The sequence below is a fragment of the Mycobacterium sp. 23 genome, from assembly GCF_048287075.1.
In the GTDB taxonomy this organism is placed as follows: Bacteria; Actinomycetota; Actinomycetes; order Mycobacteriales; family Mycobacteriaceae; genus Mycobacterium; species Mycobacterium gordonae_B.
Genome location: NZ_JBLVUX010000005.1, coordinates 5,123,767 through 5,147,353 on the forward strand (window position 1 = coordinate 5,123,767; position 23,587 = coordinate 5,147,353).

General features: G+C 66.7%; 22 protein-coding genes and 1 pseudogene. 13 read left to right on the plus strand and 10 right to left on the minus strand.

Annotated elements, in window-relative coordinates; genetic code table 11:
* The first annotated feature begins 30 nt into the window (after positions 1–30).
* Positions 31–1,035 carry a glutathione S-transferase family protein gene (locus ACNQS7_RS24965; RefSeq protein ID WP_418014640.1) on the plus strand — a complete coding sequence of 335 codons (1,005 nt, stop codon included), beginning with the start codon at positions 31–33 and terminating at the stop codon, positions 1,033–1,035.
* Positions 1,036–1,047: 12 nt separating this feature from the next.
* Here the strand turns inward: ACNQS7_RS24965 and ACNQS7_RS24970 are convergent, their stop codons facing one another.
* Both ACNQS7_RS24970 and ACNQS7_RS24975 read right to left on the minus strand, forming a co-directional pair.
* Complete coding sequence (locus tag ACNQS7_RS24970) at positions 1,048–1,533, minus strand: DUF2771 domain-containing protein (RefSeq protein ID WP_418014641.1); 486 nt, start codon at positions 1,531–1,533, stop codon at positions 1,048–1,050.
* On the minus strand, positions 1,530–3,179 hold the full coding sequence (locus ACNQS7_RS24975) for an MFS transporter (protein ID WP_418016139.1): 1,650 nt from the start codon (positions 3,177–3,179) through the stop codon (positions 1,530–1,532). Before ACNQS7_RS24975 ends, ACNQS7_RS24970 begins: the two co-directional genes overlap by 4 nt.
* A gap of 157 nt (positions 3,180–3,336) precedes the next feature.
* On the opposite strand from ACNQS7_RS24975, the pseudogene ACNQS7_RS24980 reads away from it, so the two are divergent.
* A pseudogene (locus ACNQS7_RS24980) lies at positions 3,337–4,113 on the plus strand (DUF3027 domain-containing protein); the annotation flags it as partial.
* Between the two features lie 320 nt (positions 4,114–4,433).
* Here ACNQS7_RS24980 and ACNQS7_RS24985 read toward each other — a convergent pair.
* Both ACNQS7_RS24985 and ACNQS7_RS24990 read right to left on the minus strand, forming a co-directional pair.
* Positions 4,434–4,889 carry an SRPBCC family protein gene (locus ACNQS7_RS24985; RefSeq protein WP_418014642.1) on the minus strand — a complete coding sequence of 152 codons (456 nt, stop codon included), beginning with the start codon at positions 4,887–4,889 and terminating at the stop codon, positions 4,434–4,436.
* Positions 4,890–4,903: 14 nt separating this feature from the next.
* Complete coding sequence (locus tag ACNQS7_RS24990) at positions 4,904–5,173, minus strand: DUF2530 domain-containing protein (protein ID WP_055580610.1); 270 nt, start codon at positions 5,171–5,173, stop codon at positions 4,904–4,906.
* 114 nt (positions 5,174–5,287) lie between these two features.
* Here ACNQS7_RS24990 and ACNQS7_RS24995 point away from each other — a divergent pair, with 114 nt between their 5' ends.
* From ACNQS7_RS24995 to ACNQS7_RS25005, 3 genes are read left to right on the plus strand one after another with little or no spacing between them, the layout of a single operon-like run.
* Positions 5,288–5,719: a MarR family transcriptional regulator gene (locus ACNQS7_RS24995; protein WP_418014643.1), complete on the plus strand. Its 432-nt coding sequence runs from the start codon at positions 5,288–5,290 to the stop codon at positions 5,717–5,719.
* Positions 5,716–6,540, plus strand: coding sequence for a TrmH family RNA methyltransferase (locus tag ACNQS7_RS25000; protein WP_418014644.1), 825 nt, complete (start codon positions 5,716–5,718; stop codon positions 6,538–6,540). The genes ACNQS7_RS24995 and ACNQS7_RS25000 overlap by 4 nt, the downstream gene beginning before the upstream one ends.
* A 9-nt stretch (positions 6,541–6,549) precedes the next feature.
* On the plus strand, positions 6,550–6,828 hold the full coding sequence (locus ACNQS7_RS25005; RefSeq protein WP_055580613.1) for a DUF2537 domain-containing protein: 279 nt from the start codon (positions 6,550–6,552) through the stop codon (positions 6,826–6,828).
* Positions 6,829–6,872: 44 nt separating this feature from the next.
* Here ACNQS7_RS25005 and sepH read toward each other — a convergent pair whose 3' ends face one another.
* On the minus strand, positions 6,873–7,652 hold the full coding sequence (sepH, locus tag ACNQS7_RS25010; protein ID WP_418014645.1) for a septation protein SepH: 780 nt from the start codon (positions 7,650–7,652) through the stop codon (positions 6,873–6,875).
* Positions 7,653–7,755: 103 nt separating this feature from the next.
* Positions 7,756–8,886, minus strand: a complete 1,131-nt coding sequence (serC, locus tag ACNQS7_RS25015; protein WP_418014646.1) for a phosphoserine transaminase — start codon at positions 8,884–8,886, stop codon at positions 7,756–7,758.
* Between the two features lie 205 nt (positions 8,887–9,091).
* Here serC and ACNQS7_RS25020 point away from each other — a divergent pair, with 205 nt between their 5' ends.
* Together ACNQS7_RS25020 and ACNQS7_RS25025 are read left to right on the plus strand one after the other, a co-directional pair.
* Positions 9,092–10,129, plus strand: coding sequence for an AurF N-oxygenase family protein (locus ACNQS7_RS25020; RefSeq protein ID WP_156452796.1), 1,038 nt, complete (start codon positions 9,092–9,094; stop codon positions 10,127–10,129).
* Positions 10,130–10,148: 19 nt separating this feature from the next.
* Positions 10,149–11,843 (plus strand): FAD-dependent oxidoreductase, encoded by a 1,695-nt coding sequence (locus ACNQS7_RS25025; protein ID WP_418014647.1) that lies wholly within the window; start codon positions 10,149–10,151, stop codon positions 11,841–11,843.
* On the opposite strand, the gene ACNQS7_RS25030 is transcribed toward ACNQS7_RS25025, so the two are convergent.
* Entirely contained in the window at positions 11,840–12,298 is a 459-nt protein-coding gene (locus tag ACNQS7_RS25030; RefSeq protein WP_418014648.1) for a VOC family protein, read from the minus strand. The two genes, ACNQS7_RS25025 and ACNQS7_RS25030, sit on opposite strands and share 4 nt — an antisense overlap.
* A gap of 222 nt (positions 12,299–12,520) precedes the next feature.
* Between ACNQS7_RS25030 and ACNQS7_RS25035 the strand changes: the two genes are divergently transcribed.
* From ACNQS7_RS25035 to ACNQS7_RS25045, 3 genes are all read left to right on the plus strand, one after another.
* Positions 12,521–12,847, plus strand: a complete 327-nt coding sequence (locus ACNQS7_RS25035; RefSeq protein WP_418014649.1) for a hypothetical protein — start codon at positions 12,521–12,523, stop codon at positions 12,845–12,847.
* A 124-nt stretch (positions 12,848–12,971) separates the two neighbouring features.
* Positions 12,972–13,580, plus strand: coding sequence for a TetR/AcrR family transcriptional regulator (locus ACNQS7_RS25040; RefSeq protein ID WP_418014650.1), 609 nt, complete (start codon positions 12,972–12,974; stop codon positions 13,578–13,580).
* Positions 13,581–13,590: 10 nt separating this feature from the next.
* On the plus strand, positions 13,591–14,343 hold the full coding sequence (locus ACNQS7_RS25045; RefSeq protein WP_418014651.1) for a sterol desaturase family protein: 753 nt from the start codon (positions 13,591–13,593) through the stop codon (positions 14,341–14,343).
* Between the two features lie 12 nt (positions 14,344–14,355).
* On the opposite strand, the gene ACNQS7_RS25050 is transcribed toward ACNQS7_RS25045, so the two are convergent.
* On the minus strand, positions 14,356–15,477 hold the full coding sequence (locus ACNQS7_RS25050) for a citrate synthase 2 (RefSeq protein ID WP_418014652.1): 1,122 nt from the start codon (positions 15,475–15,477) through the stop codon (positions 14,356–14,358).
* Between the two features lie 105 nt (positions 15,478–15,582).
* On the opposite strand from ACNQS7_RS25050, the gene pdxH reads away from it, so the two are divergent.
* Entirely contained in the window at positions 15,583–16,209 is a 627-nt protein-coding gene (gene pdxH / locus ACNQS7_RS25055; protein ID WP_418016140.1) for a pyridoxamine 5'-phosphate oxidase, read from the plus strand.
* A 48-nt stretch (positions 16,210–16,257) separates the two neighbouring features.
* Here pdxH and ACNQS7_RS25060 read toward each other — a convergent pair whose 3' ends face one another.
* The gene (locus ACNQS7_RS25060; RefSeq protein ID WP_418014653.1) at positions 16,258–17,409 is read right to left on the minus strand and encodes an IS30 family transposase; all 1,152 of its coding nucleotides are present in this window, start codon (positions 17,407–17,409) and stop codon (positions 16,258–16,260) included.
* Between the two features lie 350 nt (positions 17,410–17,759).
* Here ACNQS7_RS25060 and ACNQS7_RS25065 point away from each other — a divergent pair, with 350 nt between their 5' ends.
* Positions 17,760–19,034 (plus strand): MFS transporter, encoded by a 1,275-nt coding sequence (locus ACNQS7_RS25065; RefSeq protein ID WP_418014654.1) that lies wholly within the window; start codon positions 17,760–17,762, stop codon positions 19,032–19,034.
* 170 nt (positions 19,035–19,204) lie between these two features.
* On the opposite strand, the gene ACNQS7_RS25070 is transcribed toward ACNQS7_RS25065, so the two are convergent.
* On the minus strand, positions 19,205–20,770 hold the full coding sequence (locus tag ACNQS7_RS25070) for a PE domain-containing protein (protein WP_418014655.1): 1,566 nt from the start codon (positions 20,768–20,770) through the stop codon (positions 19,205–19,207).
* A 189-nt stretch (positions 20,771–20,959) separates the two neighbouring features.
* Here ACNQS7_RS25070 and ACNQS7_RS25075 point away from each other — a divergent pair, with 189 nt between their 5' ends.
* Positions 20,960–23,575, plus strand: coding sequence for an AAA family ATPase (locus ACNQS7_RS25075; protein WP_418014656.1), 2,616 nt, complete (start codon positions 20,960–20,962; stop codon positions 23,573–23,575).
* The last annotated feature ends 12 nt before the right edge of the window (positions 23,576–23,587 follow it).

Consider the following 23,587-nt stretch of genomic DNA (forward strand, 5'->3'; position numbering starts at 1 on the left):
CCACCATCGTCCGTGCGGCAGGATGGATGAATGGGCTCCTACGTTGCCGGCAAGGGCGAATTCAACCGCGACACCAACTACATCACCACCCGCATCACCGCCGACGGGCGTGACGGTTATCCGGTGGAGCCGGGCCGATATCGGCTCGTGGTCGCCCGCGCGTGCCCCTGGGCCAATCGCACCATCATCGTGCGCCGATTACTCGGCCTGGAATCCGTTCTCTCCATTGGTTTTTGCGGTCCCACCCATGACGAGCGCAGCTGGACGTTCGACCTCGATCCCGGAGGAGTGGACCCGGTACTGAAGATTCCGCGCTTGCAGGACGCCTATTTCAAGCGTGATCCCGATTACCCCAAGGGCATCACGGTCCCGGCAATCGTCGACATACCGACCGGCGCCGTCGTCACCAACGATTTCGCGCAGATCACCCTCGACTTCTCCACCGAGTGGACGGCCTACCACCGGGAGGGGGCGCCGCAGCTCTACCCGCGGGAGTTGCGCGACGAGATTGATGAAGTGAGCAAGCGCATCTACACCGAGATCAACAATGGGGTGTACCGCTGCGGGTTCGCCGGCTCGCAGGAGTCCTACGAGGCGGCGTACGACCGGTTGTTCACCGCGCTGGATTGGGTCAGCGACCGGCTGGCGCAGCAGCGATATCTGGTGGGAGACACCATCACCGAGGCTGACGTCCGGCTGTTCACCACGCTGGCCCGCTTCGACCCGGTGTATCACGGGCACTTCAAATGCAATCGGTCCAAGCTGTCAGAGCTGCCGGTGCTGTGGGCGTATGCGCGAGACCTGTTCCAGACGCCGGGTTTCGGCGACACCACCGACTTCGTTCAGATCAAGCAGCACTATTACATCGTGCACGCCGACATCAACCCCACCCGCATCGTGCCCAAGGGCCCCGACCTGTCCGGCTGGCTCACACCGCACGGCCGGGAAGCGTTGGGCGGCAGACCGTTCGGTGACGGCACTCCACCCGGGCCGCCGGCCGACGGGGAACGGGTGCCAGCCGCTCACGGCGCGTGAGTTCGGCGCAGGTCAAAAGGTCACGCGGACAGACCATTCCGCATGCGGTGCTTCGCGCAGTTCGCCGTCGTCGACCACCAGGGTCAATAGCTGCACCACCACCCCGGTCAGCCGGCCCCGGTGTGGGTCGACGGTGGGGATGGTGACCGCGAGGCGGGTGTCCGGCCGGAAGAAGGTGGTCGCGGTGTTGGTCGGGTCCTCATAGATCTGTAACAGCCGCCACGGGGCCCGGCCGATGGCCTCGGGCACCGACAGCTGCACCGGAAAGCGTTCGCTCACTTGCAATTCGCCCTGCGACTGTGGCGTCTGGCAGTCGTTGAGGTTCAGCACGTTGCAATACAGGTAGGGACCCACCCGGACGGTGTGGCCACGCGAGTAGGCGCTGATCTCCGGGAAGTGCGGGCCTCGATCGCGGGACAGTAGCCAGATCCCGAGACCGGCTCCGGCGGCCAGCGCCACCACGACGACCGCGACCAGGGCGGCCACTGTGCGTTTCACCGCGGCATCACTCCGGGCGTCGGGGCGCCGGGGCGCCGGCCCTCCTGCTCGACCATGACAGGCCGGTTGCCACCGAGACCGGGGATCAGCGAGTCGCCCCGGAAGCTGACGATCGTCTGGGCCAGGCCAAGAATCAGCAGGGCACTGACGACGGTGAAGCCGACCCACAATTCGGTGTAGACCAACACGCCGACCGCGCCTCCCAGTACCCACGCCAACTGCAAGGTGGACTCCGAACGCCCGAATCCTGAAGCGCGGGATTCCTCAGGTAGGTCGTCCTGCAGCGAGGCGTCCAGCGAGGCCTTGGCGATGGCGCTCGAACCCGAGGTGACCAGCGTGGCGATTGCGACCACGATCAGGTTCCCGCCGACCGCGGCGGCGATGGCGAACGCAGTCACCGCCAGGGTGCACCGCACCACCAGAACGGCCGGCCGCCCTAGCTTCAGACGCGCGCTGGCGAAGTTGCCGGCGAAGTTACCGATGGCGGCGGCGGCACCGATCATGCCCAGCATGGCCAGCTGCACCCACCCGTCGGCGTCGTGCGCCTTGGCCACGAACGCCGGGTACAAGAAAAGGAAGCCGACCATCACCTTGATGGTGCAGTTGCCCCACAGCGAGGTGATGATGTTGCGGCCTAAGGGTTGTCGCAGCTTGCCGCCGACCTTCGCGCTTTCCTCCTGCCAGCTCTGGTGCAGGTGGTCGCTGTGACGGTGGTAGCTCAAGGTGGCGGGGACCTCGCCCGCGGTCACCTCCACCCAACTCGGGATGCGCATGGAGAGCAGGGCGCCGGCGATCGTGATGCCGACGACGACGAACAGCGCTCCGGGCAGTTTGAACATGTGGGTGCATGCGAACTCGACGCCCGCCGCGATTGCGCCGCCGGCGATGGTGCCGCCCAGCAGCCCGAACACCGTCAGCCGGGAGTTGACCCGGACCAGATCGATGGTCGGCGGCATGACGCGCGGCGTCACGGCGCTGCGCAGCACACTGAACGACTTGGAGAACACCATCATCGCCAGGGCGCAGGGATACAGCACCCACGGCGGGAAGCTGCCGCTGGCGCCGTCGTAGTTCATGATCAGCACCAGCGCCAGCGCGGTGCGCAGCGCGAACGACAACGCCAACGCGACCCGTCGGCCGTGCTGCAGCTTGTCCAGCGCCGGGCCGATCAGCGGCGCGATGACGGCGAACGGTGCGATGGTGATCAACAGGTACAGCGCGACCTTGGACTTGCTTTCACCGCTGGCCGCCGCGAAGAACAGGGTGTTGGCCAGGGCGACCGCCATCGCGGAGTCGACGGCAAAGTTCGCCATCACCGGCCAGGTCAGCGCGGTGAGCCCGGACTTGTCGGCTCCGTCAGCGGTGGCGGCGCGCTGCACCATCCAGTACATCCGGGAACCCATCTCACGGCTGCGCATGGCGGCGGCGCGGGTGACGGTGATGCGTTCACCGGCGGCGCGCGGCGACTCGGGCTCGGCGTCGCGCGCCCGGGGCGGCTCGTGGTCCAGCGGCGGCAGGTAACGGTTGGCGCTCGGCGGTGGTGGCGGCCGGCGCGACCGGCGATAGTCGGCGTCATCTGCCGGATAGTTGGCCATGCCCGGATGCTGGTTGGGCGATCGGGTCCGGCGGCCCGGGGGTGGGGCCATCCGGCCCGCATCATCACCTCGCCGTCCGGACACCATTCAATTCTGTCCTATGCCGAGTCGCCGCGGAGTAAACCGGTGTGGCTCGGTCATCGTGTCTTCCGGCAGTATGGGGGCGCACGAAAGAACGCCATCGACAAGGTGACATTAAGGTGACACTGTGACCGGACCCATGCAGGAGTCCTCCGTAGCGACCGTGGCTGAGTGGCCCGACGAGCTCGCGGGGGTGCTCACGGGTGCGGCTGAGCAGGCCAGGGAAGCGGTGGCCGAGTTCAGCGGGGCTGACGCCGTCGGCGATTACCTGGGTGTCAGCTACGAGGACCCGAACGCCGCCACCCACCGGTTCCTGGCCCACGTGCCGGGATATCAGGGCTGGCAGTGGGCCGTCGTCGTCGCCGGCTACCCCGGTGCCGACCACGCCACGATCAGCGAGGTGGTGCTGATCCCCGGTCCGACCGCGCTGCTCGCGCCGGACTGGGTTCCGTGGGACCAGCGGGTGCGGCCGGGAGACTTGGGCCCCGGGGACCTGTTGGCGCCGGTGAAGGACGACCCGCGGCTGGTCCCCGGATACAGCGCGAGCGGGGATCCCTCCATCGATGAGGTCGCCGTCGAACTCGGCCTGGGCCGGCGCTGGGTGATGAGCCCCTGGGGCCGCGCCGACGCCGCGGAGCGCTGGCATGAAGGCGACTACGGACCCGACTCGGCGATGTCGCGCGCGACCAAGCGCGTGTGCCGTGACTGCGGATTCTTCCTGCCGCTCGCCGGATCGCTCGGGGAGATGTTCGGGGTCTGCGGCAATGAACTGTCCGCCGACGGTCACGTCGTCGACAAGTTCTACGGGTGCGGCGCGCATTCCGATACTCCCGCCCCGGCGGGTACCGGTTCGCCGATGTACGAACCGTACGACGACGGGGTGCTCGACGTGGCAGCGAAGCCGCCTGTCGAGGTCGTCGAAGCTCTGGATGCCGCGGCTGACGCGCCCGACGCGCTGGTTGAGACTGACGCGCCGGTTGAGACTGACGCGCCGGTTGAGACTGACGCGCCCGCCGAGACCCCTGAGCCGACGGAGCAGGAGCCCTCCGCACTGGCTGAGACAGCGGGACCGACAGACCTCACGGAGCCTGTGCAACCGCAGGTGCCCGACGCGCCCAGCCACGGTCCGGAGTCCGGCTAACGCCGCCCGATCGATCTTGTAATACGCTGCGGCTCAACAGCTTTGACCGCTAAGCCGCGGTGCTGGCCGCCGCGGCCGGCGCCTCAGCGGCCCTCGGCGGCGGCCTTGATCCGTTCCAGCGATGCGTTCATGCCCTCGACCAACTCCCGCTCGAAGCTGTCGGTTCCACCCAGCAGTGCATTCACCGTCAGGTTGGACACCGCGCTGGTGCCGTTTTCGGCGTGGCGGCTCTCCGTTACGCGAGTGCCCGCCCCTTGGGGTTCGAGCTCGTAGCTCCATACGGTGCGATTGGTGTCGACCCGGAATGCCAACTTCTTCTCCGGAACGACCTCCACGACCGTGGACGTCGTCGGCCAGAACAGGCGGTTGCGCCGGTTGAGATTCAGCGTGCGGGTCCCGTTGCGCAGCGGTCCGAACTGCCGCATCCACCGGCACTGGGGACTCCACTGCGGCATGCGCCGGAAGTCAGAGATCAACTCCCACACTTTGGCGGGCGGCGCGTCGATGTCGATCGAAGCCTGCAGCAGCGGGGCGGCCATGCGTCCTCCTAGAGTTATCGATGATCGAGCAGGGTTTCCAGACCGGCCTGCGCACCTCTGGCGCCGCGGCGGGCGGCGGCAAGTTGCCACCCGAAGATGCTGGTTCCCAGCACCCCCACCCCGAGGCCGGCGATAGCCACCGGGCGCCACGTCTCGAGACCGGGTACGAGGAACGCGACGGCCACGGCGACCAGCCAGCCCAACGCACCGACCAGGATGATCGGCCATACCGCAAGCAGTGCCGGTGGCAGCGGCGGTGGTTCGGGTGCAGGCTGGTCAGTCATTTCGCGTCTCAACATACCGCCGACGATCCCGGTGGCGATCGCCGTGGTGAGACGGCGGCGTGTGGTTCGCCGTTTCTGATTCCCGTCCCTGGCGTTTGGTTGTAACCTCGCGCTGTGCCTGACAGCGATGCGCGGTTGGCAGCAGACTTGTCGTTGGCAGTCATGCGGCTGGCTCGCCAACTCCGGTTTCGGAACGCTTCGTCACCGGTATCGCTGACCCAGCTTTCGGCACTGACGACGCTGGCCAACGAGGGTGCGATGACGCCCGGCGCGCTGGCGATCCGGGAACGGGTCCGGCCGCCGTCGATGACCCGGGTGATCGCGTCCCTGGCCGACGAGGGGCTGGTCGACCGCGCCCCGCATCCCGTCGACGGCCGGCAGGTGCTGGTTTCGGTCTCCGCGGCCGGCGCCGAATTGGTCAGAGCGGCCCGTCAGGCCCGTCAGGAGTGGCTGGCCGAGCGGCTTGCGACTTTGGACGATGCCCAGCTCGACATCCTGCGCAACGCGTCCGACCTGATCTCGGCTCTGGTCGACGAAAGCCCGTGACCGCGCCGGACATCGATGTTCAGGACGTCACCGATCCCGACGACCCGCGCCTGGACGATTTCCGCGACCTGAACAGCGTTGACCGCCGTCCCGACCTGCCCACCGGCAAGGGTCTGGTGATCGCCGAGGGTGTCCTGGTGGTGCAACGCATGCTGGCTTCGCGGTTCGCCCCGCGCGCGTTGCTGGGTACCGACCGCAGGCTGGCTGAGCTGAGAGACGACCTGACAGCCACCACGGCGCCGTACTACCGGACCTCCGCCGATGTGATGGCGCAGGCGGTGGGGTTCCATCTCAACCGTGGGGTGCTGGCCAGCGCCAGCCGGGTGGCCGAGCCGAGCGTCGCCCAGGTGGTCCACGGCGCGCGCACCGTGGCGGTGCTCGAAGGGGTCAACGACCACGAGAACCTCGGTTCCATCTTCCGCAACGCGGCGGGCCTGGGGGTGGACGCAGTGGTTTTCGGCAGCGGCTGCGCCGACCCGCTCTACCGTCGCGCGGTCCGGGTTTCCATGGGCCACGCGCTGCTGGTGCCCTATGCGCGGGCCAGCGACTGGCCGGCCGACCTGGTGCGACTCCGCGAGCGCGGCTTCCGGCTGTTGGCGATGACGCCACACGGCGACGCACGCGACCTGCGGGAGGCGATGTCGACGGTGCGTCAGGAACGGGTCGCGGTGCTCGTCGGCGCTGAAGGGCCCGGACTGACGGCGGCCGCGCTGCGGATCAGCGACGTGCGGGTGCGGATCCCGATGTCGCGTGGCACCGACTCGCTCAACGTGGCGACGGCGGCCGCGGTGGCGTTCTACGAGCGGGTGTGCTCGGGCTAGGCTCGCGACGTGAACGATGAGTCCGTGCCCTGGGCAACGGGTTTGGCGGTGGCCGGTTTCGTCGCCGCCGTCACCGGTGCCGCGATCGTAGTGCTCAGCCTCGGGCTGATCCGGGTGCATCCGCTGTTGGCCGTGGGCCTCAATGTGGTGGCGGTCGGCGGACTTGCACCAACGCTGTGGGGCTGGCGACGCACCCTGGTGTTGCGGTGGTTCGTGCTCGGGGCGGCGATCGGGGTGGCTGGGGCGTGGGTGTCACTGCTGGCCGTGACGCTGATGGGTGCCAGTTAGGCGCCTGGTTGACGACCGTGATGCTGCGCCGGCTTGCGTTCGACTCAGCGTTGGCCGCTTGAGCGCACCCCGAGGAGGACGTCCTCCCAGGCGGGGATGGCCGGCTTGCCGCGCCTGCTGCCGGCCGGCTGCTCGGCCGGCGTGTCCGGGGCGCTCGGTTGCGCGGGCGGTGGGGCTTGGGCCGGTTCTGCGGCGGCCTCGAACGCCAAGCGCGCCACCGGGGCAAGCTGGCGGGGCTTGAACTCGGGGTCGATGAGCTCGCTGGCCGCGTCGTCGATAGCGGTGACGGTGCCGCCGTGCGCTCCGGGCGTGAAGCGGAAATGGGCGACGTTGTCCGAGCGGCCGGCCTGCCAGCCGAGTTGTACGGTCCAGCGGCTGTCTTCGTTGCGCCAGGCGTCCCAGGTGAGTTTCTCCGGGCTCAGGCCCCGTCCCACCAACGCCGCCGTGACAGTCTCCAACAGACTCAGCACCGCAGGTCCGTCGGCCAGGACCGGGTGCGCGGCAGTCGCCAGCTCTGCGGCGCGGAAGCGCTCCAGCAACACCGGATTGGCGAACCGCTGGATCCGTGCCACGTCGGATCCGGACGCAGCGGCGACCTGCTCGACGGACGCACCGGCGCGGATCCGGGCCTGAATCTCCTTGGGGCTCAACATGTTCGTGACGACGATGTCGAGCGCCGGCTGCTCGGGTGGAATCGGCTCCCCGTCGAGCACGGCTCGCAGACGCTCATCGGCCGGCAGTCGGAACTTCTCGGCCGAACTGGCGCCCTCGCAGAGGACGAATTTGCCGTCGGGGTCAAGCCCAACCACTTTGAGTTCCCGCATGGCTTCTCCTCGCAGACTCCGTGCACGTCAGCGACGGAATCGTTACGTGCGAACTCTAGTGCAGCGAACTCCGGTAACCGGGTACTGACACGCTGGGCGGTTGTCAGAGCCGCTCGACCACCCAGTCGATGCAATTGATAAGAGCGCTGATGTCGTCGGGGTCCACGGCCGGGAACATCGCGATCCGCAGCTGGTTGCGGCCGAGTTTGCGGTAGGGCTCGGTGTCAACGATCCCGTTGGCCCGTAGCGTCTTGGCCACCGCTGCCGCATCTACGTCGTCCACGAAGTCGATGGTGCCCACCACCTGCGAGCGCAGGGCCGGGTCGGCGACGAACGGGGTGGTGTAAGCGCGATCTTCGGCCCACGAGTACAACCGCTGCGACGAATCCGCGGTGCGCTTGACCGCCCAATCGAGGCCGCCGTTGCCCAGCAGCCAGTCGAGCTGCTCGGCCAGCAGCACCAGCGTGGCGATTGCCGGGGTGTTGTAGGTCTGGTTCTTGAGACTGTTCTCCACGGCGACGGGTAGCGACAGGAAGTCGGGGACCCAGCGACCCGAGCCGGCGATCGCCTCGACGCGGGCCAGGGCGGCCGGGCTCATGACCGCCAGCCACAGGCCGCCGTCGCTGGCAAAGTTTTTCTGCGGCGCGAAGTAGTAGGCGTCGACGTCGTTGATGTCGACGGGCAGACCGCCGGCCCCCGAGGTGGCGTCGATGAGGACGAGGGCGTCCCCGGAGTCGGCGGGTCGCCGCACCGGCACCGCGACACCGGTCGAGGTCTCGTTGTGGGCCCAGCCGATCACATCGACCGAGGGGTCGGACTGAGGCTCGGGCGCGGAACCGGCGTCGGCTTTGATGATGATCGGGTCGCCGACAAACGGGTTCTTGGCGACGCAGGAAGCGAACTTCGAGCTGAATTCGCCGTAGGTCAGGTGCAGCGACCGCTTGTCGATCAAGCCGAACGCCGCGGCATCCCAGAACGCCGTGGCGCCGCCGTTGCCCAGAATGACTTCGTATCCGTCCGGCAGCGAAAACAGGTCCGACAGGCCCGAACGCACCCGTCCCACCAGATTCTTCACCGGCGCCTGGCGGTGCGAGGTGCCGAACAGCGCCGCGGCGGTGGTGCTCAGCGCCTGTAGCTGCTCGGGCCGTACCTTCGACGGGCCACAGCCGAAGCGGCCGTCGCGCGGTTTGAGGTCGGCGGGTATCTCGAGGGAAGTCGTGAGCTGGTCAGCCATGGTGAACAGGGTAGTGAGCGGCCGGGGACCGAAAACCAAGCGGTCGGCATAACGCCTGGTCGCGATCCGGCATGTGAGCCAGGACACACTCGAGGTACGACGCGGCTTGGGTCACAGCCTCCGGAACCGCCCTGGAGAATTCCCAGTACCGGCGGTACCGTGTTCTTTATTCGTCCGGATCTCAACCTCGCTGGGGAGGCTTCTGATGGTTGCTACGACTGCCAGGACGCGCATGGTTCGACGTTGGCGCCGCAACATGGAGGTGCGGGACGACGCGGAGTACGTGGAAATGCTCGCCACACTGTCCGAGGGGTCTGTGCGGCGCAATTTCAACCCGTACACCGATATCGATTGGGAGTCACCGGAGTTCGCCGTCACCGACAATGATCCCCGGTGGATCCTCCCGACGACCGACCCGTTGGGCCGGCACCCGTGGTATCAGGCGCAGCCTGAGGAGAAGCAGATCAAGATCGGCATGTGGCGCCAGGCCAATGTCGCCAAGGTGGGCCTGCACTTCGAGTCCATCCTGATCCGCGGGCTGATGAACTACACCTTCTGGGTGCCCAACGGATCGCCTGAATACCGCTACTGCCTGCACGAGTCGGTCGAAGAGTGCAACCACACCATGATGTTCCAGGAGATGGTGAACCGGGTGGGCGCCGACGTCCCGGGGATGCCACGGCGGCTGCGCTGGATCTCCCCGCTGGTCCCACTGGTGGCCGGTCCGCTGCCGGTGGCGTTCTTCATCGGGGTGCTGGCCGGCGAGGAGCCGATCGACCACACCCAGAAGCAGGTGCTGCGGGAGGGCAAGGCGCTGCACCCGGTCATGGAACGGGTGATGGCCATTCACGTGGCCGAGGAAGCCCGCCACATCTCGTTCGCTCACGAGTTCCTGCGCCGGCGTCTGCCGAATCTCAACCGCCGCCAACGCTTCTGGACCTCGTTGTTCTTCCCGCTGACCATGCGGACGTTGTGTAACGCGATCCTGATCCCGCCGAAGGCTTTCTGGCAGGAGTTCGACATCCCGCGTTCGGTGAAGAAGGAGCTGTTCTTCCGCTCGCCTGAGTCGCGAAAGTGGTTGCGCGACATGTTCGCCGACGTTCGAATGCTGGCCTACGACACCGGGCTGATGGAAAACCGCTCCGCCCGGCTGATGTGGCGGATCTGCAGAATCAACGGCAAGCCGTCGCGCTACCGCAGTGAGCCGCAGCGCCAGCACCTGACCACGGCGCCGGCTGCCTGACCAGTCTGCGAGTTGCCTTATGCCGCACGTTATTACTCAGTCGTGCTGCAATGACGGGTCCTGCGTCTTCGCGTGTCCGGTCAATTGCATCCACCCGTCGCCCGACGAGCCGGGCTATGCGACATCGGAGATGCTCTACATCGACCCGGTGGCCTGTGTGGACTGTGGTGCCTGCGTCAGTGCCTGCCCGGTCGGCGCAATCGTCCCGGACAGCAAGCTGGATGCCGGCCAATTGCCGTTCGTCGAGATCAACGCGTCGTTCTACCCGGAACGAGCCGCCGACGTGAAGTTGCCGCCGACGTCGAAGCTGGCGCCGGTGATCCCGGCCGCGCGGGTGCGTACCCGCCGCCGGCCACTGACGGTCGCCATCGTGGGATCGGGCCCCGCGGCGATGTATGCAGCGGACGAACTCCTGGTGCAGCAGGGCGTACGGGTAAACGTCTTCGAAAAGTTGCCCACGCCTTATGGTCTGGTGCGTGCCGGGGTGGCGCCCGATCACCAGCACACCAAGAAGGTCACCCGGTTGTTCGATCGGGTTGCCGAGCACCGCGGTTTCCGGTTCTATCTCAACGTCGAGGTCGGCCGGCATGTCAGCCACGCCGAATTGCTGGAGCACCACCACGCGGTGCTCTATGCGGTCGGCGCACCCGATGACCGTCGGCTCAATATCGACGGAATGGGGCTGCCGGGTACCGGCACGGCCACCGAATTGGTGGCGTGGATCAATGGCCATCCCCAATATGCCGATCTCCCAATCGATCTCAGTCATGAGCGGGTCGTGATAATCGGTAACGGCAATGTCGCGCTCGACGTGGCGCGGGTGCTCACCGCCAACCCGGACGAATTGGCCCAGACCGACATCGCGGACCATGCTCTGAAGGCATTCCGCAAGTCGGCTGTCCGCGAGGTGGTGATCGCCGCCCGTCGCGGACCGGCGGACTCGGCCTTCACCCTGCCCGAGTTGATCGGGCTCACGGGCGCCTGTGAGGTCGTGCTCGATCCCGAGGACCAGCGCTGGGTACGTGCGGATCTGGACTCGGTCTCGGATCCGTTGACCCGGCACAAGCTAGAGATCCTGAGCACCCTGGGTGATGGTTCGGAATCGGCGTCGCGCCCGCGTATCCGGCTGGCTTACGGGCTGACGCCACAACGCATCCCCGGAACGCAACGGGCCGCCGGGGTCGAATTCTCGGTCACCGCGACCGGCGCACCCCACCGACTCGACGCGGGCCTGGTTCTTACGTCAATTGGATACCGTGGCAAAGAGATTCGCGATCTGCCGTTCGACGCCTCAGCGGCCGTCGTGCCCAACGACGGCGGGCGGGTCGTCGACCCGAAGTCCGGCCTGCCGGTCACCGGCGCCTATGTCGCGGGCTGGATCAAGCGCGGGCCCACCGGCTTCATCGGCACCAACAAGTCGTGCTCGCTACAAACCGTGCAGGCACTGGTGGCCGACTTCAACGCCGGAAAACTGACCGACCCGGCGGCCGGCCCCTCGGTGCTGACCGGGCTGGTTGCCGCGCGCCAGCCCGACGTCGTCGACTCCGCGGGTTGGCGCGCGATCGATGCGGCCGAGGTGGCGCGCGGCAGTGCTCACGGTCGTCCGCGCAGCAAGTTCACCGACGTCGCCGATATGCTCGCCGCCGCGGCCACCGCGCCGCAGGAGCCGTCCCGGGGACGGCGCCTGCTGGCCCGGTTGCGGGACTCGCTTTAGCCGCCGGCGGGAGCCGACATCATCTCCTTGATCTCCTCCGGGCTGACCTCGCGGACCGGTTGGCCCAGCGACCAGTTGTGCCCGAAGGGGTCGGCGACGACGCCATAGCGGTCGCCCCAGAACTGGTCCTCCAATGGCATCACCACGGTGGCGCCGGCGTCGAGCGCCCGCTGGAACTTGGTCTCAACGTCGGTGACCGTGAGGTGGATGGTCACGGGCGTACCGCCCAACGATTTCGGAGTCATCGACTGGTCATTGCACATCTCTGGAAAGTCGTCGTTGAGCATCACCGTCGACCCGTTGATCTGCACCGCGGCGTGAATAAGCCGGCCGTCCGGGCCGGGGATGCGGGCCAGTTCGACAGCGTCGAATGCCTTGACGTAGAAGTCGATCGCGCCAGCGGCGTCGTCGACGACAAGATGCGGCGTCACTGCTGGTTCAACCTTGATGGCCATGGGTCACTCCTTAGGGTTGGTGGTATCGCCCGCCCGGGCTCACACATACTGACCGGCCCGGTCGGCAGATCTCATCGCGAACCGTAACCGGAGGCCCCGACAGGACCGGCCGGCGCCGATCGGAGGAGGCCGCGCGCCCCCGATCGGCTGACGCCCGATTTCATCCTCAACTGTCCGATCGGTGGATTCTGGGCGGCCGCCACAATCTTTAGGTTGAGTGTCATGTCACGCACCGCCCCTGCCCTGATGGGGACGCCGCCCGCGGATCTGCCGAAGCTTTTCCTGGTCATGGACGCGGGGTCGGACGCCGGTTACTTTGCCGCACGGGCCTTGCTGGCGACCGGCTACTCCGTCGCGGTTTCCGGGCGGCACGTCGGCCAGTTGACCCGCGTCGTGCACGGCTACCCCGCCTCGCGGGTGTTCGCGGTCGCGGCTGACAGCACCGATCAAGACCAGGTAATGAAGCTCATCAGCTCTGTGGAACGCCGTTTCGGGCGCGCCATCACCTCGGTCATCCGCGGTTCCTCCCATAACCGAACGACGATCTGACCTCGCCGACGCTCGATCGGCGCCCTTGTCCGCCGACACGGCTGCTGATACAGTCGTCTCATTTGAAAGTGAGACATCTGTAGCAGCAACTGTCTCAGCACGGCCGGCGGCAAAGGATGATCGGGTGGACCCAACGACCTTGACGATTCACCGCACGATGGACGCGCGTCAGCGTGACGTGCGTGAGCGATTGCTCGCGGCCGCCCGCCAATTGATTCGCGAGCACGGTCACGAAGCCGTGGGTATGGAGCAGATCGCCACCACCGCCGGAGTTTCCAGGGCGACCACCTACCGCTACTTCGCGTCCAAGGAGCACGTGGTGTGCGAGGCCGCGCTGGCCTGGGGTCATGATGTGGCGCAACGCATTCCGCATGCCATTGCCGCCGCGGCTGTAGTGCCGGCCGACGCCGTCGACGTCGCGATCGAACAGGTGGTCCGGGAAGCGGCATCGGACCTGCCGATGGTGCGGGCCACCATGGCCTCGGTGCTGGCCCAGGGTCCGGTCGCCGACGAGTTCCGTCTCGGCGTTCGCCGCATGTTCCTGGACCTGTTGGGCGGGGCCGTCGAAAACGTGCCGGAGTCGCTGTCGCTCGACCCGGCGATGACGGTGCTCGGGCGGGTGTTCTTCGCCGATCTGGCGCTGCTCGGGGTCGGTGATATCACCGTCGAGCAGTGCATCACCGAACTGCGACTCGCCGCCCGGCGGCTGCTGACCGACACCTCGCACGAATAGGAGCGACACCATGAATCACACCGCATTGCAGCCTATTTGGGACTGGATGTTGCAGCATCTGGGCGTGGGGTTCTTCGAGTTTCCATTGTATTTCCTGCCGGTTGTCGTCGCGGTCGTGCTGGTGACCGGTGTCGTCTACTCGATCTTCGACGTCGTTGTCTACCAGAGGATCTCGGCCAGAGCGGCTACCAAGCTGGGGTTGCGGATCATGTCCACTTACGTGGGCGCAGCGGTGGCGTTCTTCGTCCTGCATCGGATATTTCATCCCTGGGTAGCCGATGTTCCCACCGCAGCACCGACGTTGGTAGCGTTCGTCACTCAGCTCGGGTGCTTCATGGTGATCGGAGAGTTCCTGACCTATTGGTGGCATCGGCTTGAGCATGGCAACCGTTTCGTATTTCAGAAGGTGCACTTCCTGCACCACCGGGTGCAATCGCCGCTGACCATCTGGACCAACTTCGTGGTGCATCCGGTCGAGGGCCTGATGGTGATGCTCTGCCTCTATGTGCCGCCGTTGGTGTTCGGGGCGCATCCGATGATCGTGGTCGCATATGCGGTGGCAAACACCACCGCCATGGTGATCACGCACAGCGGTTACGACATGATGTTCTATCCCCGTTGGCTGTTGCCCGCGGCGTCGGGGCACGAGCTGCATCACTCCGAAAAGCGACCCACTAATCTGTCGGTCGTTATGAGCTACGGCGACAAGCTTTTTGGTACGTATAAGAAGCCGGTGACCGCCGCGGCGACGGTGGCCTCGTAATCGGCGGCCTCGCTAAGCGTTGGTGAGAACTCGGTCCCAGCCTGTGACCGATTCCGGGCTGCGCGGCCCCGGCCCTACGTAGATCGCCGACGGGCGCACCAATTTGCCCAGCCGCTTCTGTTCGAGGATGTGGGCACACCAGCCGGCGGTGCGGCCGCAGGTGAACATCGCCGGCATCATGTTGGCCGGAACTTCGGCGAAGTCAAGGATGACCGCTGCCCAGAACTCAACATTGGTCTCGATCGCCCGGTCCGGCCGGCGCTCCCGCAGCTCGGCCAGCGCCGCCTGCTCGAGCGCGACGGCAACCTCGTAGCGAGGTGCTTTCAGCCGTTCGGCGGTCGCCCGCAGCACCCGCGCCCGCGGGTCTTCGGCGCGATAGACCCGGTGTCCGAAACCCATCAACTTCTCGCGGCGGTCCAGGATGCCCTTGACCAGACCGCGGGCGTCGTCGGTGCGTTCCACCTCTTCGATCATCGGCAGTACGCGGGCCGGCGCCCCGCCGTGCAGGGGACCGCTCATTGCCCCGATCGCGCCAGACAGCGCCGCAGCCACATCCGCGCCGGTCGAAGCGATCACCCGGGCGGTGAAGGTCGATGCGTTCAGGCCGTGTTCGGCGGCCGAGACCCAGTAAGCGTCGATCGCCTCGATGTGTCTGGGGTCCGGCTCGCCCTGCCAGCGGGTCATGAAACGTGCTGTGACGGTGGAACATTCGTCGATCACGCGTTGTGGTACGGCTGGCTGGTAGATGCCGCGCGCCGACTGCGCGACATAGGACAGTGCCATGACCGAGGCACGGGCCAGCTGGTCGCGCGCGACCGATTCTTCGGTGTCCAGGAGCGGCTGGTACCCCCAGATCGGGGCCAGCATCGCGAGGCCGGCCTGCACGTCGACCCGCACGTCACCGGTGTGGATCGGCAATGGGAACGGCTCGGCCGGCGGCAACCCGCGACCGAACTCACCGTCGACCAACAGCGCCCAGACGTCTCCGAACGTGACCCGCTGGCTCACCAGATCCTGAATGTCGACGCCGCGGTAGCGCAACGCGCCGCCGTCTTTGTCGGGTTCGGCGATTTCGGTGGTGAAGGCTACGACGCCTTCCAGGCCTGGGACAAAATCCTCCGGAACCACAGTCATGGGCAAATTCTTGCACCTGCGCCCGCACCGCTTACTACCGGCCGGTAACTGCCGCCGAGTAGCCTTGGGGCGGTGACCGAACCTGATGGGCAGCACCTGGCCGGGATGCGGGTGGAGTACGGCTCCGTCGAAAAGGACGGCAGTCCGGACCTTGATGCGGACTGGCTCGCCGACGGATGGCTTGCGTTGTTCCACAAATGGATTGACGACGCTGCGCAAGCCGGCATCGCCGAGCCGAACGCCATGGTGGTGGCGACCGTCGCCGACGGCAGGCCCGTCAGCCGCACCGTATTGTGCAAGAGCGCCGATGAGGCGGGGATCACGTTCTTCACCAACTATGACTCGGCCAAAGGGCTGGATCTGGCGGCGACGCCGTACGCGTCGGCGACGTTCCCCTGGTACCTCTTAGGCCGGCAGATCCACCTCCGTGGCGCGGTGAGCAAGGTCGGCCCGCAGGACACCGAGGACTACTGGTCCAAGCGGCCGCGCGGCTCGCAGCTGGGAGCGTGGGCTTCGCGCCAGTCGCAGCCGATCGATTCGCGCGCGGCATTGCTCAACCAACTCGCCGAGGTGACCGAGCGCTTCGCCGACACCGAACAGATCCCGGTGCCCCCGAACTGGGGCGGCTACCTGATCGCCCCGGAGGTCGTGGAGTTCTGGCAGGGGCGGGAAAACCGGCTGCACAACCGGATTCGGGTGATCGACGGTCAGGTCGAACGGCTGCAGCCCTAGCGGTCATCTCGCCCAGTGTGACGTCAGGGCGTGATTCGGCGCTTGGATTCAGGCGGTGGCTGCAACGAATGTGGACGGGTCTGAGAGTAGTCGGTCGAGTTCTTCGGCGGGTGTGCGCCAGCCGAAGCGTTTGCGGGGTCGTGCGTTGAGTTCCGCGGCGACCTCGTCGAGCCAGCCGGGGCCGTAGAACGACAGGTCGGTGCCTTTGGGGAAGTACTGGCGTAGCAGGCCGTTGGTGTTTTCGTTGGTGCCGCGTTGCCAAGGGGTGTGTGGGTCGCAGAAGTAGATCGGCAGGCCGGTGGCCTCGGTGATCTGGGTGTGCAGGGCCATCTCGCTGCCTTGGTCCCAGGTCAGCGAGCGACGCAGGACCTCCGGGATTTCGGGAATCTTGGCGGTCATCGCCTCGGCCAGGGTGGCCGCCGTGTGGTCACCGGGCAGCCTGAGCAGCACCACGAATCCCGTGGTGCGCTCGACCAGGGTGCCGATCGCTGAGCCCGAGGCGGTGCTGCCCAGGATCAAATCCCCTTCCCAATGTCCAGGGATCGCGCGGTCATCGGCTTCGGCGGGACGCTCGCTGATGTTGATCATCCCCTTGAGCTTGCCTACGCCAGTTTCGCTGCGGCCCTGTGGCTTTCGCCGAGTCCTGCCGGTACGCAACGCGGTCTTGACCAGCCGGGCCAGCTCCCCGCGCGGCTGGACATACATCGCCTGATAGATCGTCTCGTGTGACACCCACATCTCCGGATCGTCGGGGTAATCTTCGCGTAGCCGGCCCGCGATCTGCTCGGGGCTATGGTTCTTCTCCAACCGTGCCACCACCTCGGCCAACAGTGCAGGCCTGGACTCAAGGTGACGCAGTTTGGGGCGCTTGCGGTTGGCCTCAGCCACGTCCTGGCCGACCCTGGCCCGATACCCCGAACCGGTCATCCCCTTGACCACCTCGCGCTCGATGGTGTCACGATGGCGGCCCAGCCGCTGCGCCGCGTCCCGCGGGGCGCAGCCAGATTCGAGCAACTCCTCAAGTCGGCACCGTTCGATGAACGTCAACGGCGCGCGCGGTCGACGCGCCGCATCGATCTCAGCTTCGGCGCAGGGTCGGGTTCTGGGCACATAACCAGCCTGTTTGACCCAGATACGGGCCCGGGTGAGCGACACGCCGGCGTGCACCGCGGCCTGCTCGGGGGAATCGCCCGAATACATCGCTGCCCAAAACGCTTCCCGGACAGCAGCCGCGTACCGAATCCCATGATGTCGGGCCACCGGCGGATACCCCGCGGCCCGAGCCCATTTGTTGCCCGTAGTGTGCGACACCCCAGCCACCGTTGCCGCCGCCGTTCGCGACAAACCCGACCTGACACCCTCCAAGAACACGGCCCGCGCCGCATCCAACTCCGCCTGTTTGCTACTCAAACCTGCCAACGACACCAGACAACACCCCTAAACCGATCAGGTGTTGCAGCGACCACTTGAGTCTGAGGCGCCGAAACCCACCCTGACGTCACGCTCGCGGCACGTTTATGCGTGATGGGTTCCGGCTACGCTCGGCGACGATGGCCCTCTTCGCGGACACCACGCCCCTGCGCACAACTGATTTCCGCAGACTCTGGGTGGCCGGTATTCCGACCGTCATCGGGGCCAACCTGACCGTCTTCGCTGTCCCGGTACAGATCTATGCGCTGACGCGAAACTCCGCGTATGTCGGCTCGGCCGGGTTGTTCGCGCTGGTGCCCCTGATCGTGTTCGGTCTGCTCGGCGGTGCCTGGTCAGACGCGATGGACCGGCGCCTGCTGCTGATCATCTCCGCGTGCGGGCTCGCGGCGGGGTCGCTGTTGTTGTGGTTGCAGGCCGCGTTGGCCCTGCACAACGTGTGGGTGGTGCTTTGTCTGCTGGCGTTGCAGCAGGGATTCTTCGCTGTCAACTCACCCGCCCGGTCGGCCGCGATCCCGCGGATGCTGCCGGGTGAGCAACTGCCGGCGGCCAATGCCCTGAATATGACGGTCGGCCAGTTCGGGGCGATCGTGGGTCCGCTGCTGGCGGGTCTGCTGTTGAACTGGGTAGACCTCTCGACGCTCTACCTGGTTGACGCGCTGGCCTGCCTGGCGCCGATCTGGGCGACGATCCGACTGTCGCCGATGCCGTCGCTGGAGCCGTCCGGCGAGGCGCGCTGGGGGATCGGCGCCGTGCTCGAGGGCTTCCGCTATCTGGCGGGGAACACCGTGGTGCTGATGTCATTCGTCGTCGACCTGATAGCCATGATCTTCGGCATGCCGCGTGCGCTGTTCCCGCAGATCGCTCACGAAAGCTTCGGCGGTCCCATCGAGGGCGGGTCGGCAATGGCGTTGCTGGCTGCGGCGATATCCGTCGGGGCGGTGGCCGGCGGTGTGTTCTCGGGCTGGTTGCCCGCCATCAGGCGCCAGGGGCAGACGATCGTCGCCGCAATCGTCGTGTGGGGCCTGGCCATGATGGGGTTCGGGTTGGTGTGCGGCACTGCGCACGGGCGCGCGGGCGCGATGCTGTGGGCCGCGGTCGCCTTCCTTGCAGTGGGCGGTGCGGCGGACATGGTGTCGGCCGCGTTCCGGCAGACGATCCTGCAGGAGGCGGCCTCCGACGAGTTGGTTGGACGGCTGCAGGGAGTGTTCACCGTGGTGGTCGGTGGAGGGCCTCGGCTGGCCGACACACTGCACGGGGCCGCGGCGGCGGTCGTCGGAACCACCGCCGCAGCGGCCGGCGGTGGGACGCTTGCGATCGTGGGTGTCGTTGTCGCAGCGCTCGTCGCTCCGGCGTTCATCCGTTATCGCGCGCCGAACCGGAGCGTTGAGCGGTAAGCCCTTCGAAGCTGGCAAAGGTGACGCCGAAATCATCCGCCGGACATGAAGATTTTTCCGCGAATCTTTGGCAAAAGGTAGCCGACTACGCAAGCTCAAAATAGCGGTCTATGCGATGCTCACGACCGTCATTTGGCAGGTAATCGTATCCCTCCTCGGAATTGCTGAACTCACATGCCACCGAGGCTGAACAAGCCCGCGATTCCGGTGCCGAAGTTGAAAAAGCCCGAGTCGTAGCCGCTCACCTTGCCGATCGGTTGGCCCCCGATCGCCGCGGTGACGGCGGTGTTGAAGAAGCCCGACATCCGGCCGTTGATGTCTGACCCGCCGGTGGCCAAATTCGAGATGCCCGAGATTCCGTGATTCACGACGCCGCCGCCTTTGGCGGTATTGAGCAGACCCGACATCTGTGAGCCGGTGTTGTTGAAGCCCGACACATTGGTTCCCGTGTTGTTGAAGCCCGAGCTGGAAAGACCGGTGTCGAAGATGGATCCGATGCCAGTGTTGGCGTTACCCGAATTCCACAGACCGGTGTTCGTGTCGCCTGAATTCCCGTTACCCGTGTTGTAGTCACCGGCGTTCCAGAAGCCGCTGTTGACGGTGCCGGCGTTTCCGATACCGGTGTTGTAGTTGCCGGAGTTCCCGAAGCCGGTGTTGACAACGCCGGCGTTCCCGATACCGGTGTTCAGGGCCCCGGTGTTACCGAGGCCGAAACCGCCGGCGCCTGAATTTCCGATGCCGATGTTGTTGTGGATGCCCGGCAGTTGTCCGAGGTTAGTGCCCGCGTTGAAAAGCCCGATGTTGCCGCTGCCGGAGTTGAAGAGCCCGATGTTATTGGTACCGGAGTTTCCGAATCCGATGTTGCCGCTGCCTGAGTTCAGCAGTCCTGCCAGGTTGATGCCCACCTGATTGTTGCCGGTGAGGCCGATCCCGATGTTGTTGTTTCCGGTATTGCCGAATCCGGTGTTGTTGTTGCCGGTGTTGCCGGCACCGCTGTTGTAATTGCCGGTGTTTCCGCCGCCCCGGTTTCCGTTGCCGCTGTTTCCCAGGCCGATGTTGTCGTTACCGGTATTGCCCAGCCCCACGTTATTATCGCCCGGGCCGTAAAGGTTGGTGCCGACGTTCCCGAAGCCGAAGTTGCCGTCTCCGATGTTTCCGGAGCCGAGGTTTCGGCTGCCGGTGTTGCCGCTGCCGATGTTGGCGTTGCCGGCGTTGCCGCCGCCGAAGTTCGAATCACCGGTGTTGCCGCTGCCGAAGTTGGCGTTGCCAGTATTGCCGTTGCCGACGTTGGCGGTCCCCTTGTTGCCCAGGCCCAGGTTGGCCAGCAGTTCCTGCACACTTGCCGCGGGTCCGGGCCGCGCGGTGACGTTGGCTCCGCTGGCGATCAGCGGACGCCCGGTCAGGGTCACGAAAGGCGCGTTGACGAGGTCGAGCAGGCTCTGCAGGGGCCGGGCGGCGGCGGCCTCCGCGCTGGCGTACGAGGTGGCGCCGGTTGCCAGGATGCGCACGAACTGATCGTGGAACCGCGTCGCCTGGGCGCTCAGCGCCTGGTACTGCCGGCCGTGGTTGGAGAACAAGGCGGCGACGGCTGCCGACACCTCATCGGCTCCCGCGGCGAGGACGGCCGTAGTCTGGGCCGTCACGGCTGTGTTGGCCGCGGTGAGCGTCGACTCGATAGCGGCCAAATCCGTTGCGGCCACGGTTATCAGCTCCGGTGCTGCCGTCACGTAAGACATGCCTGTCCCCCAACTGCTCATCGTGGCGCACCGGACCGGCCGGGGCGTTCTGCCAAGCCTCACGTGAACTGGCGGCTGGGGATTAGGTAGTCGGGTACTTAACTTCAGGACCGCATGCTGAACTCACCAGAGCCTGGTGTTGGCCCGATAAGCCGGTGAATCCGCGGTGCTTACCCGTACGCTACGGACGTGCGCTTGTCGTGGCCGCTGGTCGGCCGCTTGGAGCAGCTGCGGATCATCAAAGCTGCCCTCGCGGCCTCGGACACCCCCGGCGTCGTCGTCTGCGGTCCAGCGGGGGTCGGTAAGAGTCGGATCGCTCGCGAAGCGCTGTCTGCAGCCGTTTCCAGGGGTTGCGAGGGCCGATGGGCCGTCGGCACCTCGGCGGCTCGGGCGATTCCGTTGGGCGCCTTTACCGAGTGGGCGCAGCCAGGAGTCAGCGACGTGGTGCAGTTGCCCCGCGCCGTGATGGAAGCCCTGACGGCGGCGCCCGAGGGTGTTCCGGTGGTGCTGGCCGTCGACGACGTCCAATTGCTGGACGAGCTCTCGATTTTCGTGCTCCACCAGGTCGTGCAGCGGGGAGCCGCGAAGGTGTTGCTCACCGTTCGCGGAGGCGATCCCGTTCCACCTGCGGTGCAGGAGATCTGGGGGATCGGCCAATTCGAACGAATCGACCTGCAGCCGTTATCGCTCGAGGAAACCGGCTCGCTGCTCTCAGCCACTCTGAGTGGGCCCATGGATCCGATTGCCACTCAGCGACTTTGGCGGCTCACCCGCGGCAACCTGCTGTATCTGCGCAACATCGTCGAGCAGGAGGTCGCAGATGGGCGAATCGTCCGCCGGGACGGTTACTGGCGTTGGCTGGGCGATCCCGTCATGCCGCCCGGACTGGTCGAGTTGATCGAATGCCGTATCGGAGCCCTGCCCGCGCCGGTCAGCGACGTGGTTGACGTGGTCGCTGTCGGGGAGCCCGTCGAGCTGTCGCACCTGAGGCGCATCGCTGACCCGGCAGCGATAGAGGAGGCCGACACGCGTGCCCTTATCACTCTCGAGTCGTCCGACGGCGGTGTGCAGGTGCGCTTGGCGCACCCGCTTTACGGTGAGGTGCGCCGACGGCGCGCGCCGTCGACCCGGCTGAGGCGATTGCGCGGACTCGTTGCCGCTGAACTCGCCACGTGCGACCGCAGCGACGACATCCAGGTCGTGGTGCGCCGCGCCACCCTGAGTCTGGAGTCCGATCTCACACCCGACCCGGACCTCCTCGTCAGCGCGGCGCATGGCGCTGTCTGGTTGGCGGATTTGCCGCTGGCGGATCGACTTGGCGACGCCGCGGTCCGGGCCGGAGCGGGTACCGACGCGAGTTTCGTTCGCGCGCATGCACTTTCCTGGTTGGGCCGGGGCGCCGACGCCGACGCGGTGCTGGCCGGTATGGACGTCAGCCTGCTGACAGACATAGAGCGCGCCCGACTCGCGTTCCTGCGGGCCAGCAACGTGCTGTGGGCGCTCGGTGACCCCGCGCGCGCAAAGGCGATCATCGACGACGCGGCGCGGACCGCAGCACCGCAGGTGCGTAGCTATATCGATGCCTTTCTGACGGTCTACTGGTTTGCGACCGACGAACCGGATGCCGCGCTGCGCGCCTCGAAGAGCCTGGTACTGACCGAGCTACCCGCGGTCGTCGGCGCTGAGATCGCCTGGGTCCTGGCCACAATAACCGCGGATGCGGGACGAGCCGGCGAAGCCTCAGCCCTCGCTGAGGCCGGATATGCCAGTGCGGCACGCTCTTTCGACGCACCGCAGATGGCGTTCAACATCGCGGATTCGCACGTGAGCGCGCTGTTGTGGGCGGGCCGAATTTCAGAGGCCCTCGAGGTGGCCGAGTGGGTGAGCCGTCGGGCGGCCGACATGCCGGGGGCTGCTCAATTGCTGGGTGCCGCAATCAGGGGTAGGGCCGCACTCGGAGCGGGGAATGTGCAATCCGCGGGCCCGTTGCTGGAAAGTGCAGTGGTAGGACTGACAGCTACGCACGCACTGGGCTGGGGATACCGGTACGACATCTGCCGGATCACTGCCCTGGCCGTCAGAGGATCCCTCGAGCAGGCGACTGCCGAGCTCGCCGCGTTGGACAAACAGCATCGCCCTTTCCGGTCGCTGGACTACGAGCGCGGTGTGGCGCGGGCGTGGGTGGCTGCGGTCCAGGGCGCCGTCTCCGAGGCGATCTCGATCGCGTTGGCTACGGCCCAAAAGGCCTCGGCGAAAGGGCAATTCGGGGCGGAAGTGCTGTGTCTGCAGACCGCCGCCCAGTTTGGGGACCGATCCGGCGCAGCCAGGTTGAACGAGCTCGAAGCGGTTGTCGAGGGACCGCGGGTCGGCATCGCGGCGCGCTTCTCGGCCGCCCTCAATTCGGGCGACGCCGGTGGGCTCGCCGCGGCCTCAGACGAGTTCGAACAGGTCGGTGACCACATTGCCGCGATCGACGCGGCCGCCCATGCCGCCGTCGCGTACCGCAACCAGGGGTTACGGGGCTCGGCCCTGGGCTGTGCGGCCAGGGCGGATGCCTTGGCAGAGCAGTGCGGCGGGGTGTCGACTCCAGCGCGTCGCCAGGCAAGCGAACCGCTGCCGTTCACCGATCGGGAGCGGGAGATCGTCATGCTCATCGGTGCGGGTTTGTCCAACCGGGCGGTCGCTGACCGGCTGACACTTTCGGTACGCACCGTGGAAAGCCACATCTACCGGGCGATGTCGAAAACCGGCACCACCACCCGCGAGGAACTCGCCGCGCTGGTGTCGCATCGCCGACTTGAGTAGCGGAATACTGCT